The 16667-nt window shown below is 47.7% G+C and carries 15 protein-coding genes; 8 read left to right on the top strand and 7 right to left on the bottom strand.

Going from position 1 to position 16667, the window contains the following annotated elements; all coding sequences use genetic code 11:
* Nucleotides 1-80: 80 nt before the first annotated feature.
* Entirely contained in the window at nucleotides 81-1166 is a 1086-nt protein-coding gene (locus ACFQRK_RS17890; protein WP_379009177.1) for a PmoA family protein, read from the bottom strand.
* A 12-nt stretch (nucleotides 1167-1178) separates the two neighbouring features.
* The gene (locus tag ACFQRK_RS17885) at nucleotides 1179-2522 is read right to left on the bottom strand and encodes a Gfo/Idh/MocA family protein (protein ID WP_379009176.1); all 1344 of its coding nucleotides are present in this window, start codon (nucleotides 2520-2522) and stop codon (nucleotides 1179-1181) included.
* A 452-nt stretch (nucleotides 2523-2974) separates the two neighbouring features.
* Here ACFQRK_RS17885 and ACFQRK_RS17880 point away from each other — a divergent pair, with 452 nt between their 5' ends.
* From ACFQRK_RS17880 to ACFQRK_RS17870, 3 genes are all read left to right on the top strand, one after another.
* A complete protein-coding gene (locus ACFQRK_RS17880) occupies nucleotides 2975-3982 on the top strand; it encodes a LacI family DNA-binding transcriptional regulator (protein ID WP_379009174.1) in 1008 nt (335 codons plus the stop codon).
* Nucleotides 3983-4030: 48 nt separating this feature from the next.
* Entirely contained in the window at nucleotides 4031-5653 is a 1623-nt protein-coding gene (locus tag ACFQRK_RS17875) for an ABC-F family ATP-binding cassette domain-containing protein (RefSeq protein ID WP_379009172.1), read from the top strand.
* A 128-nt stretch (nucleotides 5654-5781) separates the two neighbouring features.
* Nucleotides 5782-7200, top strand: a complete 1419-nt coding sequence (locus tag ACFQRK_RS17870; RefSeq protein ID WP_379009170.1) for a glycoside hydrolase family 28 protein — start codon at nucleotides 5782-5784, stop codon at nucleotides 7198-7200.
* A 2-nt stretch (nucleotides 7201-7202) separates the two neighbouring features.
* Here the strand turns inward: ACFQRK_RS17870 and ACFQRK_RS17865 are convergent, their stop codons facing one another.
* Both ACFQRK_RS17865 and holA read right to left on the bottom strand, forming a co-directional pair.
* Nucleotides 7203-7760, bottom strand: a complete 558-nt coding sequence (locus tag ACFQRK_RS17865) for a hypothetical protein (protein WP_379009167.1) — start codon at nucleotides 7758-7760, stop codon at nucleotides 7203-7205.
* A gap of 14 nt (nucleotides 7761-7774) precedes the next feature.
* Nucleotides 7775-8782 (bottom strand): DNA polymerase III subunit delta, encoded by a 1008-nt coding sequence (gene holA, locus ACFQRK_RS17860; RefSeq protein ID WP_379009165.1) that lies wholly within the window; start codon nucleotides 8780-8782, stop codon nucleotides 7775-7777.
* 201 nt (nucleotides 8783-8983) lie between these two features.
* On the opposite strand from holA, the gene ACFQRK_RS17855 reads away from it, so the two are divergent.
* The 5 genes from ACFQRK_RS17855 (at nucleotide 8984) to ACFQRK_RS17835 (ending at nucleotide 13823) form a co-directional block, all read left to right on the top strand.
* Nucleotides 8984-9442 carry a type I restriction enzyme HsdR N-terminal domain-containing protein gene (locus tag ACFQRK_RS17855; protein ID WP_379009163.1) on the top strand — a complete coding sequence of 153 codons (459 nt, stop codon included), beginning with the start codon at nucleotides 8984-8986 and terminating at the stop codon, nucleotides 9440-9442.
* Nucleotides 9443-9666: 224 nt separating this feature from the next.
* Complete coding sequence (gene clpP / locus ACFQRK_RS17850; RefSeq protein ID WP_379009160.1) at nucleotides 9667-10362, top strand: ATP-dependent Clp endopeptidase proteolytic subunit ClpP; 696 nt, start codon at nucleotides 9667-9669, stop codon at nucleotides 10360-10362.
* A 1-nt stretch (nucleotide 10363) separates the two neighbouring features.
* The gene (gene clpX / locus ACFQRK_RS17845; protein WP_379009158.1) at nucleotides 10364-11611 is read left to right on the top strand and encodes an ATP-dependent Clp protease ATP-binding subunit ClpX; all 1248 of its coding nucleotides are present in this window, start codon (nucleotides 10364-10366) and stop codon (nucleotides 11609-11611) included.
* A gap of 15 nt (nucleotides 11612-11626) precedes the next feature.
* Nucleotides 11627-12448, top strand: a complete 822-nt coding sequence (locus tag ACFQRK_RS17840) for an AMP nucleosidase (protein WP_379009157.1) — start codon at nucleotides 11627-11629, stop codon at nucleotides 12446-12448.
* A 10-nt stretch (nucleotides 12449-12458) separates the two neighbouring features.
* Nucleotides 12459-13823, top strand: coding sequence for a pyridoxal-phosphate dependent enzyme (locus ACFQRK_RS17835; RefSeq protein WP_379009155.1), 1365 nt, complete (start codon nucleotides 12459-12461; stop codon nucleotides 13821-13823).
* Between the two features lie 110 nt (nucleotides 13824-13933).
* On the opposite strand, the gene ACFQRK_RS17830 is transcribed toward ACFQRK_RS17835, so the two are convergent.
* The 3 genes from ACFQRK_RS17830 to ACFQRK_RS17820 form a co-directional block, all read right to left on the bottom strand.
* Nucleotides 13934-14566 carry a YceI family protein gene (locus ACFQRK_RS17830; RefSeq protein WP_379009154.1) on the bottom strand — a complete coding sequence of 211 codons (633 nt, stop codon included), beginning with the start codon at nucleotides 14564-14566 and terminating at the stop codon, nucleotides 13934-13936.
* 104 nt (nucleotides 14567-14670) lie between these two features.
* Nucleotides 14671-15996, bottom strand: a complete 1326-nt coding sequence (murA, locus tag ACFQRK_RS17825; RefSeq protein ID WP_379009153.1) for a UDP-N-acetylglucosamine 1-carboxyvinyltransferase — start codon at nucleotides 15994-15996, stop codon at nucleotides 14671-14673.
* Entirely contained in the window at nucleotides 15993-16640 is a 648-nt protein-coding gene (locus ACFQRK_RS17820) for a DUF4290 domain-containing protein (RefSeq protein WP_379009151.1), read from the bottom strand. Before ACFQRK_RS17820 ends, murA begins: the two co-directional genes overlap by 4 nt.
* Nucleotides 16641-16667: the final 27 nt, after the last annotated feature.

Genomic DNA, 16667 nt, shown 5'->3' with positions numbered 1-16667 from the left:
TTAGGTGAAATAATCATTACAGGCAAGTGCATGATCATCCCTGCCACTGCAATATAATCCTAACAGGAACGCAAACCTTATTATTGGCCGCTGAATTCCCTAAACCGATCGTTGATGGCGGCAGCATCCAATTTGTTTCCGGCATGGATCAAGACCTTGTACCTAAAACGGGTGGACGCACCGTTATCCAGTTTAAAATTCAGCACATCTTTCCCCCCACTTAGCTCCTTCTGTCCCAATGGATTGGCCGCGAACAGTCCGTAGCCGCGGGCATGCCAGTAGGTGGGATATCCGGGATTTCCGGAATGGTCAAGAATGACGAGCGACACGTCTTCCCCTTTGATGGTTCCATTGAGGCTCACCCATTTTCCCCGGGTTCCCCACACGTCATCGCCCTCGGCCCCCTCGCTACTCACATAATGCCCTGTAACGCCATCGTTATTGGCCTGAGTTACTTCTGTGACAATTCCGTTGGCATCGGTAAATTTAGCTGGCTGGTCAGACGGATGTTCAAGTTCACGGGCCAAACGTATTCCCAGCACCCCCTCTTTATTATCTTTGAAAGATACATCTTTCAACGCCGTCAACTTAATATCCAGTTCAATAGAAGTACTGCTATCCGCTTCCACATGGAAAACATATCGGGTATCTTCCTTCAAAAGGCTGTCTCCCTGTGGCCCTAGCCAGTATTTAGTAACATCAAGCACACCGCTGTTTCCGTTGCTCTCTGTGCGATTGACTGCCGCATGGTGAATACTTCCATAGCCCATTCGTTTTTCGGTTGGGATGGACGTGGAGTTGTTCCAAAAGTCGAGCCCATTGACGTCGCCATAGTTGAACCACAATCCGATATGATGCGGATGGTCGGTCCGTTCGTTTGCCCGGGGTTGTACCGGCCATCCCCTTGTAATAAAATTCCCTCCTTTTGTACGCAGGGGAAACAATACGGGTTTCTTCAAGCTATCGGCATAACAATATGCGGTGTAAGGTTGCCCGTCGAGCAATATATCGATGCTGTTGCGCTCGGGATGCTCCACGAAGGAAAATCGATCGACCTGCCCGTCTTGCGGCTGGCTTGATTTTGACTGTCCCGACTGTAGGGGTCCACAGCCAACAAAGGCTGCGGACACGATCAACGCACTCATTAAATAAGTTGCTGTCTTCATTACCTATCCGAGCTAAGAAACCACCACTTCTTGTTTTTCATCATCGAACGTAACGCGCTTGCCCGTTTCGTACGCTGTATGCCCCATGATATTAGCCACCGAGTGATTATATCCGGCCACAACGTCGGCATTAGGCTTTTTCCGATTCCGCACGCACTCCATCCAGTTCAACATGTGCAAGGAAGTCATCGGATCGCTACCCGTGTTGGCGGATGTTTCGATTTTCGCTGCGTTTGCCAGGGTAAATGGTTCGAGCAAATTTTCCTTCATACCCATATCTTCTGCCATCCGTCTGGTTAACCCACCTTCAGAAGTCACTTCATTGGTATCCAGATTCAGGGAACCGGCGTTCGAAAAGTACAGTTCTTTCACACCACCGGCCGAGTTGGTAAACCTTGAAGAATACAACACCTGGAATCCCTTACTTGGATCGTCAGCTGGCCCGTAATCCATCACGGCCGTCAGCGTATCGGGATTGGTACGACCATCGTTCCACAGATACACACCTCCATTGGCAACCACGCTACGCGGATGAGGCAGGTCTGTAAACCAGTGTACGGTATCGATTTGATGCGCCATCCACTGACCGAAGATTCCCGATGAATAAGGCCAAAACAACCGATATTCGAGGTAATAACGCGGATTCCAAGCTACTTTTGGGCGGTTCATCAGAAAACGGTTCCAATCGGTATCCTTTTCGCGGATTTCTTTGGTTAACTGCGGTAGGCGCCAGCGGCCGGGCTGATTTACGTTCCAGGTCATTTCCACCATTTTTATGTCGCCGAATTTGCCAGACCGGATGTACTCGTTCGCAGCGATGTAATTGGGTGCACTGCGTCTCTGCGACCCCACCTGTAGTATTTTTCCGGTTTCCTCCACGGCTTTCCTTACGATCTTAGCGTCTTCTAACGTTTCGGCAAGCGGCTTTTCGACATACACGTCCTTTCCACTCCGCACAGCATCGGCCGCAATCAGCGCATGCTGGAAATCCGCCGTACTGATAATCACGGCATCTACATCGGTACGGGGAAACAGCTCGTCGTTGTTCCGGTATTTCGTAAGTTCGATACCTGCTTTTTCTTTCGCATATGCATACGCTTCGTCACGGCGGCGGTTCCACAGATCCGAAACTGCCACAAATTCAAAATTTTGGGCTTTTGCGTGATCCATGAAACAAGGGAAAAGCGAACCTCTGAATCGGTTGGAAAATCCAACGATGCCTACCCGCACCCGGTCGTTAGCTCCGATAATCTTTGCATAACTTTTGGCACTGAATCCCATTGCGGTTAGTCCGACGGTACCGGCTCCTATCGAAGCCTGTTTGATAAACTCTCGGCGTGAATTTGTTGATTTCATCTTTATTTATTTTTATAATGGTGACTATAGCGATACTAACGTCTTAACTGAACGTCTCCGTATACATTCATTTTGCTCTCCATAACCTGACACCTTATCTCCTGAAATGCCTGTGTATCCGAGCAATTTACAACGATTTACAATAATAGGGCGTACAGACCAAATATCCATTCTTCCCAACATTTAAATCTACGCAATCGATACCGAAACCACATTGCCTTTCGGAGCAAACCGCTATTGACCGTCTTTGAACGCCTTTTTAGTTTCCTTACGAACGTGTTAACCTGGATGTCCGGCGATGGGCGTCCCTTCGGGATGAATACCGCGCTCCTGGCAACGAGAAATTGAACAGGCAACAATATTATGCACGAAGTGCAAGGATATCTGGCAAAAACATTCCTTTTTCCGTAGTTTTGTATAATCCGTAGTTTAATGTAAACTTAGCAGTAACCGTGTTCAAACCCATCACGATAAAAGACATCGCTCACGCCTTGGAATTGTCACCCTCCACGGTTTCCCGGGCGCTCAGCGACAGTTACGAAATCAACGAAGAGACCAAAAGACGGGTGTTAGCATATGCCGAAAAGCACCATTACCGCCGCAATCCAATGGCATCCAGTCTGCGCCAAGGCAGAAGCTATTCCATTGGTGTCGTGGTATGCGAGGTGGCCAACAGCTTTTTCTCACATGCCATAGACGGCATCGAATCGGTAGCTTATGGCAAGGGCTATCACGTTATTATTTCACAAAGCCACGATGCTTATGAGCGCGAAGTGGTCAATATCCAACATTTGGCGAACCGCGCAATAGACGGGTTATTGATATCGATGTCGGCAGAAACCAAGGATTTTTCGCACATAATAAATTTACATGACCAGGGTTTACCTATCGTCTTTTTCGATCGCGTTATCGACGCCTTTGAAACGCACACCGTCACATCCAACAACCGTGAAGGCGCCCGCAAGGCTACGCTATCGCTGATCGATCGGGGCTTCCAGCGTATTGCCCACTTGGCCAATGCTCCACATTTATCAATTACGGGCGAACGACTTGAAGGCTATGAAACCGCACTGAAAGAAAACGGCATTCCGCTCGATGAAACGCTCATCCGTTATTGCCATCACGGTGGTAGGATACAAAAAGAAGTAGAAGATGCAGTTGGTTATTTCCTGAGCTTGGAGGAAAAACCAGACGCTGTTTTTGTCGCCAGCGATCGATTGAGCATGGGATGCCTATCAGGTTACAACAAGCTAGCCCCAAAAGACCAACATCCGGCTGTAGCGGGCTTTTCCAATTCCGATGTACTAGATCTACTGCAGGCGGACTTCACCTGCATCCGCCAACCTGCCTTCAACATGGGCCAGGTCGCCATGGAAATGCTTATTCAGCTCATCGAAAGCCGATATCCTGTATACGACTTCGAAAATATCGTGTTGGATACCGAACTGATCTCGCGGTAAGCTGGAGCAGGTATCGGATTTCCCTTTTTAAACCGTACCTTTGCACCCATGATTAATGTATCCAACCTGTCACTCCGCTATGGAAAGCGGGTATTGTTCGAAGACGTCAACCTTAAATTCACGCCGGGCAACTGTTACGGCATCATAGGTGCCAACGGTGCCGGCAAATCTACGTTCCTGAAAATCATCTCAGGCGATGTAGATCCTACCACCGGGTCAGTAAGCTTCACCCCTGGCGAGCGCATGGCTGTATTAAAACAGGATCACTATGCCTTCGATGAATTCTCCGTTATCGAAACGGTGATGATGGGGCATAAAGAACTTTATGACATCATGAAGGAGAAGGATGCCATCTATGCCAAGGAAGATTTTTCGGACGCCGATGGCGAACGGGCAGGCGAATTAGAAGCCAAGTTTGCTGAAATGGATGGTTGGAATGCCGAAAGCGATGCCGCTACATTGCTCAGCAATCTGGGCATCGGGGAAGGTCTTCATTATAAATTTGTAAAGGAACTGGACGGGAACCAAAAGGTTCGTGTACTATTGGCCCAAGCACTTTTCGGCAATCCGGATATTTTGCTCCTGGACGAGCCGACGAACGACCTCGACATCAACACGATTGCTTGGCTGGAAGATTTTCTTGCCGGATATGAAGCGATCGTATTGGTCGTGTCGCACGACCGCCACTTCCTCGACGCCGTCTGTACACACGTCGTAGATATTGATTTTGGCAAGATGACCATATATACCGGTAATTACACCTTCTGGTATGAATCCAGCCAATTGGCGTTGAAGCAACGCGCCGACCAAAACAAAAAAATGGAGGACAAGGTAAAGGAGCTTCAGGAGTTCATCCGTCGTTTCAGCGCCAACGCCTCTAAATCCAAACAAGCCACCAGCCGTAAAAAAGCGCTGGAAAAAATCAATCTGGAAGAAATCAAACCGTCCAACCGAAAATATCCCGCCATCATGTTCAACACCATGGCACGGGAAGCCGGCGATCAGATCTTACAGGTCGAAAAATTGGGTAAGGTAATCGGTGGAGACGCACTCTTCAACGACGTCAATTTCATGGTGAATAAGGGCGACAAAATAGCCATTCTTTCACAGAACAGCTTGGCCACTACGGCTTTCTACGACGTCCTAACCGGCCGTGACACCGACCATACCGGCAGTTTTAAATGGGGTGTCACGATTAGTATAGCCGATATTCCGATGGACAATAGTCCCTATTTTGAAGGCAAGAATGAAAATCTGATCGACTGGCTTCGGGAATATTCAGCCTCGGATAAAGACGAGCAGTTTATTCGCGGATTCCTCGGCAAAATGCTTTTCTCGGGCGAAGAGGTACTCAAGAAATGCTCCGTGCTATCCGGTGGAGAAAAAATGCGGTGCATGTTTTCACGGATGATGCTGCAACAGGCCAACATGCTATTGTTTGATGAGCCTACCAACCATTTGGATTTGGAATCCATTACGGCACTCAACAACGGCATGGTGGATTTCCGTGGAAGCATCCTCTTCACCTCGCGCGACCACGAACTTACCCAAACGGTTGCCAACCGCATCATTGAGTTGACACCTAATGGCATCATCGATAAACTGATGAGTTACGATGACTACATCCATAGTGAGGCCGTGAAGGAACAACGGGAAGCCATGTATGCGTAACGGGCTCCTTGAGTCCCATACGTATCAGACAAAGTACTAACGGGGCCTCTGTGCTAGGCTGAAGCAGAAGGCACTTGGTTTATCGTCGGGCAATGCCTATACTTGCAGAAGAACCAATCGCGGAATCAATGAGTTTTTTCTTCCGGATCTTCTTATCTTTTTTTTTGTTGGGCACCTGGGCAATGGGTATATCTGCCAAGGAACCGGAATGGACGGCTTATGTAGGAATACGCAAGCTGGATATTCCGGATCAGTTGTTTAACGTCGCAGATTATGGAGCCGTTTCCGATGGAACTACCTTAAACACGGTTGCCATTCAAGCTGCCATAGACAGTTGTGCCGCAAAGGGTGGCGGAAAAGTGGTGTTTAATAGGGGGAAATACCTTACCGGATCTCTTTATTTGAAAAGCAATGTGGAATTGCACGTGGGCGAAGGCGTCGAATTGTTGGGGAGCCAGAATTTGGTCGATTATCCGGAAATACGGACGCGTGTCGCGGGTGTGGAAATGATGTGGCCGTCGGCACTGATCAATGTTCTTCATCAAAAAAACGCAGCTGTAACCGGCAGTGGCGTTATCGATGGCCAGGGAAAGCCCTTTTGGGATGCTTATTGGACACTGCGGGAAGAATACGACCGTAAAAAGTTGCGCTGGATTGTTGACTACGATGCGAAACGACCACGGACGCTATTGGTTGACGGATGCTGGGATATCCTGATAAAAGATGTGACGTTCAAAAGAGCTGGATTCTGGACGTTGCATATCCTGTACTCATCTTACGTTACCATTGATGGTATCAGGGTGCGAAATAACATTGACGGACACGGCCCAAGCACCGACGGCATTGATATTGATTCCTCCTCATGGATATTAGTCCAGAATGCGGACGTCGATTGCAACGACGATAATTTTTGCATCAAAGCAGGCAGGGATTGGGATGGGCTTCGCGTCAACCGGCCGACTGAATATGTAGTGGTACAAAACTGCATTTCCCGTAATGGGGCCGGACTGATCACTTTCGGAAGTGAAACATCCGGCAGCATACGGCATGTCCTCGCCCGTAACTTAAAAGCGTTGGGCACGCGGAGCGGCATCCGTTTTAAATCCGCGACCACCCGAGGCGGTGTGGTCGAAGATATACATTTTGAACACATCACCATGGACAGCGTTGAGATCGCCATCGAGATCACCGCCAACTGGTACCCATCCTATAGCTACGCCTCCCTACCAAAGGCGTACGCCAATCGTGACGTGCCGGATCATTGGGTGACCATACTCGAGCCGGTACGTCCGAAAGACCGTGGCATTCCTGTTTTCCGGAATGTTTCCATTTCCCACGTCATGGCAAGAAATACGAAGCGAGCCTTCTATGCAGAAGGACTAAAAGAGAGCCCTTTGCAGAATTTTTTTATTGAAAATGTCTATATCGAAGCCACCGAAGCAGGAACGATTAAATACGCGAAAGATTGGTGTTTCAAAGGGGTAACCGTCGATGCAAAACGCCGCAGGAAACTACGGATCAGGCACTCTGAAAACGTTACATTATGATATCAATGGACAAACAGTCCTACCGTAATGAATGCACTGTGCTGGTTAAAGGCACGCTCGGAGAAGCGTGAATCAAACTGTTGAAACCCGTAACCGGCACTGAATTGAAGGTCAGAGCCGTCTATCAGCAAATGTGAATAGGTGAAACCGGCTTTGCCCATAAATCCCTTAAAATAATCGGCCCCTATGCTCGGAGCATACCCAGCGTCGGCCACCGCCCCAAACGTACCAAGGGGCGATATTCGGGCGAACGGCGCCCTGAAATCAACAAATATGGGCAATGTACTGATCCGCCGCGTGGAACGGCTGCCGTCAACTAGTATGGAGCGGCCACGGTATACGTCGTTACCGATTCCCAATCCCAAAAACATCCGGTCGTAAAAATTGCGGCCAAATGCAAATTGGAACTGATAGCCGTGCATTGCCGATTGCTCACTTGTGGTAGACAAGCCAAACATCCCTCCTGCCTGCAAAACCGTATAAGTCCCGCGCCGCTGGGCCTGTACGGAAAGACAAAAACAAAGGATCAAACCCGTTAGTGCAAACAAATACCTGTTCATTGGTCAATGGAAAATTAATAGAGAATTTTATATACCAGTTCCTTAAGTAAATCACCCTGTTCGACATGGGTTGCGTTCAGACCCTTCGACTTCAAATCGAACTCACGAAGATGCGCAATAACGTCAAAGGTTTTGCGGCGGTTATAGCTGCGTGCGGCCAAATCGTATTCCCGGGTGAAAAACGGATGAACGCCTAGCTCCTTGGCCACCACTTGGGGCGACTTGTCAGGGAGGTAATGATATTTCAATATTTTTGTAAAATAACCGGCCATCGCTCCCAATATTACCTGTATCGGATTGCTACGTGGATTAGCGGCAAAATACGATACAATTTGAAATGCTTTCGTTACATCCCGTTTGGCTAAGGCGGTGTTCAATTCAAAGACATTGAAATCTTTGCTGATGCCGATGTTTCGCTCGATGTCCTGCACTGAAATCTCTCGTTCCTTAGGCACGTTAAGCATCAGTTTTTCCAGCTCATTCACTACTTTTGAGAGGTCATTCCCGAGGTATTCCGCCATCATGGCGGCAGCCTGAGGGTGTATTTGCCATCCCCGGTCTTTTGTAAATGTACCGATCCAAGGAGCGACCTTATCGTCGTAGAGCTTGGCCGACTCGAGAACCACCCCGACTTTTTCCGCTACTTTGTAAATTTTTTTCCGCTTATCGAATTTTCCATGTTTATGGGCAAGCACCAACACGGTACTCTTCATCGGATTCTCCAAGTAGGCCAGCAACACGTCATCGTCCCCTTTCCACTTTAGGTTCTGTGCTTCCTTGACGAGAATGACCTGGTGGTTACCCAGCATTGGATACCGCTTCGCTGCATTCACTATGGTTATAAAATCCGTATCTTTGCCATACAAAACGGTTTGGTCGAACCCTTTTTGAGCCTCCTCCAAGACGTGCTCCTCTATGTAATCGCTGATCTGATCGATAAAATACGGCTCTTCCCCGTGCAATAGATACACAGGAAGCAGTTTCTTACTTTTAATATCGGAAATGATCTTATGAGCATCCATTTTCTAGCAAAGGTTATGAAGACGCTACGGCTTCTTGCAAAGTTCGCAAAGCCGCGATGTGCACTAACTCGTCACAATGTTGTTGACGGCTTATTTCGCGATATTTGTCAAAAACCTGGCGCGCTTTGCGTGAATTCTTTTTCACGCCGCCAAGTTAAACATTATTTTAAGTTTTATCCGTAACTTCCCTAAGTTTGCAAGATGTTTACGCCAATACCGCTTAATTTGCCGCCGTATGCTGCCAAGATCCAACAGGACGGCACCCGGTGGTATATATTTGACGAATTGCGCAAAAAGCAGCTTGTATTGACGCCCGAAGAATGGGTACGGCAACATTGGGTACAACACCTCATCCACACGAAGCGCTATCCGAAATCGCTCATCAAAATCGAAGGCGGGTTGAAAGTCAACACCATGCCCCGCAGGAGTGATCTGGTAATTTTCGATACCGGAGGGAACAAAATTTTGTTGGCTGAATTTAAGGCACCCTCGGTAAAAATCACCCAGTCGACTTTTGAGCAAATCGCTCGGTATAATACCGTACACCGAATTCCGTTTCTACTGGTAAGTAACGGTCTGCAGCACTACTATTGCCGCATTGATTTCGATCGAAACTCCTTCGAATTTCTTCCGGATCTACCCGATTTTCCGACGCCTTAAACAGGAAGTTTGATTAGACACCGCAGGGCACTCATGATTCCTATAATAACAAAGCGGCTTCTCCGTATTGAAACCAGACATGCTGACAGCAAGCGATAAGGCATTTTGACAGTACGCATCCGTTTGATGTCCATGGCCCGATGTTTGCCGCAACGATTAATACCGTCCCTCTAAGTAAGAATTTGAACAAAATCACATATATTAGCAGAATTAATCAGAAAAACATGAGTATCGATAAAAAGGAATTCAGAAAATATGCGATCAAACACCACCGGATCGGAAGCCAGCATGTCGACAACTTTATTTCCCGCGTGGAACACAAAATGCCGACTTCGCTTACGCCGTATATCATCGAAGAGCGCCAACTAAACGTGGCGCAAATGGACGTATTTTCTCGTCTTATGATGGACCGGATAATCTTCCTTGGCGACGCGGTCACGGATCAGGTCGCCAACATCATCCAGGCACAGCTGCTCTTCCTTCAGTCTGCAGATGCCCATCGCGATATCCAGATCTACATTAATTCCCCGGGCGGAAGTGTGTATGCTGGCTTGGGTATTTACGACACAATGCAGTACATCACGCCCGACGTGGCCACGATCTGCACAGGCATGGCGGCCTCCATGGGAGCCGTTCTTCTTTGCGCCGGAGCCAAAGGAAAACGGGCCGCATTGACGCACTCACGCGTAATGATACATCAACCTTCAGGAGGTGCGCAGGGTGTGGCATCGGATATGGAAATCAATCTACGCGAAATGCTGAAATTGAAAAAGGAATTGTACGAAATTATCTCGCACCATTCAGGCAAACCCTATGATTGGGTGGAAAAGTCGTCGGATCGCGACTACTGGATGACGTCTTCGGAAGCCAAAGAACACGGCATGGTAGATGAAGTGCTAGGCTCCAAAAAGGAAAAATAAAATGGCAAAAAACATGAAAGAAGTGACTTGTTCATTTTGCGGAATACGGAAACAGGATGCATTGATGCTAATAGCGGGCGATGGTGCTCACATTTGTGATCGCTGCATCACGCAGGCCAGTGAGATCTTGACCGAAGAGATGAACCTGCGCAAAAGCAAGGCACTGCAAACAACGCTGAAACTCATACGACCGATCGAAATCAAGGAGCATCTTGACCAATATGTAATTGGTCAGGACGACGCAAAAAAGGTTATGGCCGTATCGGTATACAATCACTATAAGCGACTCAATCAAAAGGTCGACAAGGATGAGGTCGAGATTGAAAAATCGAACATCATCATGGTGGGTGAAACAGGCACAGGAAAAACCCTGTTGGCGAAGACCATCGCAAAAATCCTGAACGTACCGTTTTGCATTTGCGACGCCACCGTGTTGACAGAGGCCGGTTACGTGGGTGAAGATGTGGAGAGTATTTTAACGCGATTGCTTCAGGCGGCGGATTATGATGTGGCTGCCGCTGAACGAGGAATCATCTACATCGACGAAATCGACAAGATTGCCCGGAAAAGCGATAATCCCTCTATCACCCGTGATGTTTCCGGTGAGGGGGTGCAGCAGGCGCTACTCAAAATCTTGGAAGGCACCATCGTAAACGTGCCGCCACAAGGCGGCCGCAAACATCCGGATCAAAAAATGATTGCGGTAAATACGAATAATATTCTATTCATGTGCGGCGGCGCATTTGATGGCATTCAGAAGAAGATAGCTAACCGGCTACGTACTCAGACTATCGGATACAAGGTAAACAAGGAAGATGCCGACATCGACGTCAATAATCTCTATAAATACATTACTCCACAGGACTTAAAGAATTATGGCTTAATTCCTGAATTGATAGGTAGATTGCCGGTATTGACTTACCTAAACCCACTTGATAAAAAAACGTTGCTTAACATTCTCACGGAGCCGAGAAATGCCCTCGTTAAGCAGTATAAGAAGCTATTTGATTACGAAGGCGTGACGCTCAAATTTGACGAGGATGTTTTTGAGTTTATCGTCGACAAGGCCGATGAATTCAAGCTGGGAGCTCGCGGATTACGTTCCATTTGCGAAGCGATCATGCTGGATGCTATGTTTGAAATACCGTCTTCCAAAAACAAAAATGAGCAAAAGGAGTTCTATATATCGCTGGAATATGCGAAACACAAATTTGAGAAATCCGATTTGAAAAAGCTGAAAGCGGCGTAACAAGAGGGCCTCGCCATGGCTGCAAAAAAAGTAACACCGGTGCAAAGCCCGATCAAACCGGGCTTAAAATCCAAGGAAGATATTGTAAACAACTGGTTACCCCGGTATACAAGCCGCCCTCTGGACCAATTCGGAGAATACATTTTGTTGACTAATTTCTCCAACTATGTGAGGCTTTTTTCCGAGATGCACGACAATGCTCCTATCATGGGTCTGGATAAACCCATGCAGAGCGTGACGGCTGAAGGAATTACCATCATTAATTTCGGGATGGGCAGTCCGATGGCCGCAACAATCATGGATCTGCTGTCTGCAATTGCCCCGAAGGCAGTGTTGTTTCTTGGCAAAGCAGGCGGGCTTAAGAAAAAAAATAAGATCGGTGATCTCGTACTGCCGATTGCCGCGATCCGGGGCGAGGGAACATCCAACGACTATTTTCCACCCGAGGTTCCGGCCCTTCCAGCGTTTGCCCTGCAGAAGGCTATATCCACAACCATACGAGATCATTCGCTGGATTATTGGACCGGAACCGTCTATACGACCAATCGGCGGGTATGGGAACATGATAAGTCCTTCAAGCGGTATCTCAAGAGCATTCGGGCCATGCTGGTGGATATGGAAACAGCCACGATATTTTCCGTAGGGTTTGCCAACAAGATTCCCACTGGCGCACTGTTGCTTGTTTCGGACCAACCCATGATACCTGAAGGTGTAAAAACGGTAGAGAGCGATTCGAGCGTAACCGCCGAATTCGTGGAAACACACCTCACCATCGGAATCGAATCGTTGCGACAGCTCATCAACAATGGGCTTACCGTGAAGCACCTGAAATTTTAATCGTTCTGCAATGTGGTACAACAACATACTGGAAACCATCGGTAATACACCATTGGTTAAGCTCAACAACATCACCCGAGATGTCAAAGGTACTGTGTTGGTAAAAGTGGAGACCACAAACCCAGGTAATTCCATTAAGGACCGCATGGCGGTAAAGATGATTGAAGACGCCGAAAAAGCTGGACTGCTCAAACCGGGAGGCACCATTATTGAGGGCACATCCGGTAATACCGGTATGGGGCTGGCGATCGCAGCAGTTATCAAAGGGTATACCTGCATATTTACTACCACAGACAAGCAATCGAAGGAAAAAATTGATGCATTACGTGCCTTCGGCGCCCAGGTTATCGTCTGCCCTACCAACGTGGATCCAGAAGATCCTCGCTCCTACTATTCGGTTTCGAGCCGTCTGGAGCGAGAAATTCCCAACTCATGGAAAGCCAATCAGTACGATAACTTATCGAACACGCAGGCACACTACGAACAGACCGCACCTGAAATATGGGAGCAAACCGAAGGGCGGATTACCCACTTGGTTGCAGGGGTAGGCACTGGCGGTACCATCAGTGGCGTAGGTCGGTATCTGAAGGAAAAGAACCCCCGCATACAGATCTGGGGAATCGATTCGTATGGATCGGTCTTCAAGAAATATAAAGAAACAGGTTTATTTGACAAAAGCGAAATCTATCCGTACATCACGGAGGGTATAGGAGAAGATTTCCTCCCAAAAAATGTGAATTTTGAAGTAATTGACCTGTTCGAGAAAGTAACCGATAAAGACGCTGCCTTAATGACGCGGGAGCTCGCACGCAAAGAAGGGATTTTCGCTGGCAATTCTGCTGGCGCGGCAGTTGCGGGACTTCTCCAGTTGCGCGAAAAACTGGACGAAAATTCCGTAGTTGTCATCATTCTGCACGACCACGGGTCACGGTATATGGGTAAAATGTATAATGAAGATTGGCTCCGTGAGCGTGGCTTCCTCAGAGACGAAAAACTAACGGCGCAATCTATTCTTAAAAAACGCGGCGATGTACCTATCGTCACCGCTGACGTTGAACAGTCGGTTATCGAAACGTTTAACCTGATGAAAGCGCTTAACATTTCACAGATACCCGTGACCCAGCAGGGAATGGTTATTGGCAAAGTGACCGAAGCGGACATTCTACATGCCCTGCTAGAGAACCCTACCCTAAAATCGGCCCGCGTGGAGGAAATCTGCACTCAACCTTTTCCATTCGTAGATTTACGCACCTCGATCGACAAGATATCTTCGCTCATTCATAAAGACAATCAGGCAGTATTGGTCGAAGACGAACACGGGAAAATCGCCATCATCACCCAATACGATATCATCAACGCAATCTCCGAATACTAATCGGCTGACCCAATTTCTTCACTGCGCCATTGGAAATTCTAGCGACATCAAAAAACCCCGAGCAAAGCTACGGGGTTTATCCATATGTTGTATAAATTGCTGGAATACCCTTAGGCTCCCGCAACCAATGTCACCTTCAGATTGATCTCCTTGCTGATCAAATCGTCGGCCTGTCCGGCATAATTCACGCCCCAATCTTCACGGGCGATGTTGAAATCGGCCGTCGCTTTGACCGATGTATCCGTAGCCTCCTGCACATGGGCATCAAACGTAATATTCTTACTTACGCCACGGATGGTTAGGTTGCCGGAAACCTTAACAACACCGGCTTCCGCCCCCGGTTCCACTCCGGTAATTTCAAAAGTAGCTTCCGGATGATTTTCCACGTCGAAAAAGTCGGCCGACTTCAAATGACCTTCCAATTTTCCTTTGTATTCCCCATCCAGGTCATGATTGGTGATCGTGGTCAGGTCAACCACGAAATTACCACCGGTCAATTGCCCGTTATTTACCGTCAGGGAACCCGATTTAATTTTGACAGTACCGTGATGTTGACCGCTCACTTTACGTCCGGTCCAAGCCAGCTCAGATGCGCTGGTATCTACCGGCAACGCATTGCCTGCTCCAACATTTGCCGTGGTTTCCACACTGTCTGTGGTTTCCGCTTTTTTTCCTTCGGGATTGCTTACACATGAGCTCAATATCAACGCCCCTGCTGCTACGGATAAAAACAATTTTTCCATGAATTTGAATGATTAAGTAATAGATGGTTAGACATTATTTGAATATAAACGGTTATCATTTCCTACGGCTACGGCAAAAATAACAATTAACCGGCGAAATTGTTTTAATGCGCAGTCGGATTCGAATCGATTCGGCGGATATTGGCCCCTATCGCCTGCAATCGCTTTTCGATATCCTGATACCCCCGTTCGATTTGTTCGATGTTGTGAATGACAGATTTCCCCTGCGCCGAAAGCGCCGCAATAAGGAGAGAAACTCCAGCCCGGATATCCGGAGAAGTCATTTGGATGCCACGCAACTTAAAAGCCTTGTTAAGCCCAATTACCGTAGCCCTGTGGGGGTCACAGAGAATAATCTGTGCGCCCATATCAATCAGTTTATCCACAAAAAACAACCGGCTTTCAAACATTTTCTGATGGATCAACACGTTACCCTTGGCTTGTGTGGCAACTACGAGTACGATGCTCAGTAAGTCGGGCGTAAAGCCTGGCCAAGGTGCATCGGCGACCGTCAGAATCGAGCCATCGATAAAAGTATCGATCTCATAACTTTTCTGCTGAGGTATGTAGATATCGTCGCCTCTCAACTCAAATTGGATTCCCAGCTTTGAAAACACGGAAGGAATAATGCCAAGTTCATGAAAATGTACGTCTTTGATGGTGATTTCCGACTCGGTCATTGCTGCAAGGCCAATGAACGAACCGATCTCAATCATATCAGGTAGCATGCGATGCTCGGTTCCCCCCAAACGATCCACCCCTTCGATGGTCAACAAATTAGAACCAATACCCGCAATTTTGGCTCCCATCCGGTTCAGCATCTTACACAGTTGCTGCAGATAGGGTTCGCATGCCGCATTATAGATTGTAGTAGTCCCTTTCGCCAATACGGCTGCCATCACAATATTGGCTGTACCGGTTACCGACGCTTCGTCCATCAAAATGTAAGTGCCCGTCAAATCGGTAGCATCAACATTGAAGAAGTGGGCGTCAGCATCGTAATGGAAACGTGCACCCAATTTTTCAAAACCGAGAAAATGTGTATCCAATCTCCGCCGACCGATTTTATCACCTCCTGGTTTCGGGATAGCTGCTTTTCCAAACCGTGCCAATAGCGGCCCCACAATCATGATTGACCCCCGTAAACCGCTACCTTTGCTTTTGAACGCTTCGGATTTGAAATATTCCAGATTGATATCTTTCGCCCGAAATACGTACTTATCCTGGCTCAGGCGATTTATTTCTACGCCCAAGTCGCCAAGCAGTTCGATCAATTTATTGACATCTTTGATATCCGGAACGTTACTTACGGTTACGGCTTCCTCGGTCAAGAGGACGGCTGACAGAATCTGCAAGGCCTCGTTTTTCGCACCCTGGGGAATAATCTCGCCGGCTAACGGCTTACCCCCATGTATTTCGAATGCATTCAATGCTTTTTCTTTTTCTTTTGGGGTTTTTTATTTTTTCCGTTGTTGTTCTGCTGGGGCGCTCCGCCTTTGGTCCGGCTGCCCGGAGGAGGGGTTTTGAAGTCAAGTTTGGTTAAACTTACATCGGGCGCCAGTTGCAGCTCACCATTGGATAACTCGCGAAGATCAGCAATGATCAAATCATCTTCCACGGTATCCTTATTCCAGGTCACATAGGCCATTTTCATAAAATTAGCGATGGCCTGTGTCATGCTCTTTTTCTTTTCCGGATCTGCAATTTTCCGCGCGCGGTCGATCATTTTTTCAATGGTATGACCGTAATGTTTGTACCGGATCCGGTGCTGTGGATAGTCCAACAATTCGGGTTTAGGGTGGATGGCATTCTGATCCGGAATAGGATACGGCGAATCTACATCAATCTTAAAGTCCGATATGATATGGAGGTGATCCCAAAGTTTATGCTTGAAATCGGCCACGTCTCGAAGGTGCGGATTGAGGAACCCCATCATGTCGATCACGACTTGGGCATGGCGGTTGCGCTCTTCCTTGGTCGGTAATGCACAGATGTAGTCCACCATATTCTGTACATTCCGGCCATATTCCGCCAAAATTAACTTTGGCCGTGTGCTATTATAATCAAAATTCATTTCCATAACTTTTATCTATCCGTTTAC

Source organism: Parapedobacter sp. GCM10030251 (genome assembly GCF_042666505.1).
Classification (GTDB): Bacteria; Bacteroidota; Bacteroidia; order Sphingobacteriales; family Sphingobacteriaceae; genus Parapedobacter.
The sequence above is the reverse complement of the archived record's forward strand: the minus strand, read 5'-3'. Positions and strand labels throughout refer to the sequence as shown.

What these genes read in the sequence shown, in the direction of transcription:
- ACFQRK_RS17875 (WP_379009172.1), top strand. Translation starts at nt 4,031, where the DNA reads ATGATTAATGTATCCAACCTGTCACTCCGCTATGGAAAGCGGGTATTG.
- ACFQRK_RS17890 (WP_379009177.1), bottom strand. Translation starts at nt 1,166, where the DNA reads ATGAAGACAGCAACTTATTTAATGAGTGCGTTGATCGTGTCCGCAGCC.
- ACFQRK_RS17855 (WP_379009163.1), top strand. Translation starts at nt 8,984, where the DNA reads ATGTTTACGCCAATACCGCTTAATTTGCCGCCGTATGCTGCCAAGATC.
- ACFQRK_RS17870 (WP_379009170.1), top strand. Translation starts at nt 5,782, where the DNA reads ATGAGTTTTTTCTTCCGGATCTTCTTATCTTTTTTTTTGTTGGGCACC.
- ACFQRK_RS17830 (WP_379009154.1), bottom strand. Translation starts at nt 14,566, where the DNA reads ATGGAAAAATTGTTTTTATCCGTAGCAGCAGGGGCGTTGATATTGAGC.
- ACFQRK_RS17840 (WP_379009157.1), top strand. Translation starts at nt 11,627, where the DNA reads ATGGCTGCAAAAAAAGTAACACCGGTGCAAAGCCCGATCAAACCGGGC.
- clpP (WP_379009160.1), top strand. Translation starts at nt 9,667, where the DNA reads ATGAGTATCGATAAAAAGGAATTCAGAAAATATGCGATCAAACACCAC.
- ACFQRK_RS17885 (WP_379009176.1), bottom strand. Translation starts at nt 2,522, where the DNA reads ATGAAATCAACAAATTCACGCCGAGAGTTTATCAAACAGGCTTCGATA.
- ACFQRK_RS17865 (WP_379009167.1), bottom strand. Translation starts at nt 7,760, where the DNA reads ATGAACAGGTATTTGTTTGCACTAACGGGTTTGATCCTTTGTTTTTGT.
- holA (WP_379009165.1), bottom strand. Translation starts at nt 8,782, where the DNA reads ATGGATGCTCATAAGATCATTTCCGATATTAAAAGTAAGAAACTGCTT.
- ACFQRK_RS17835 (WP_379009155.1), top strand. Translation starts at nt 12,459, where the DNA reads ATGTGGTACAACAACATACTGGAAACCATCGGTAATACACCATTGGTT.
- ACFQRK_RS17820 (WP_379009151.1), bottom strand. Translation starts at nt 16,640, where the DNA reads ATGAATTTTGATTATAATAGCACACGGCCAAAGTTAATTTTGGCGGAA.
- clpX (WP_379009158.1), top strand. Translation starts at nt 10,364, where the DNA reads ATGGCAAAAAACATGAAAGAAGTGACTTGTTCATTTTGCGGAATACGG.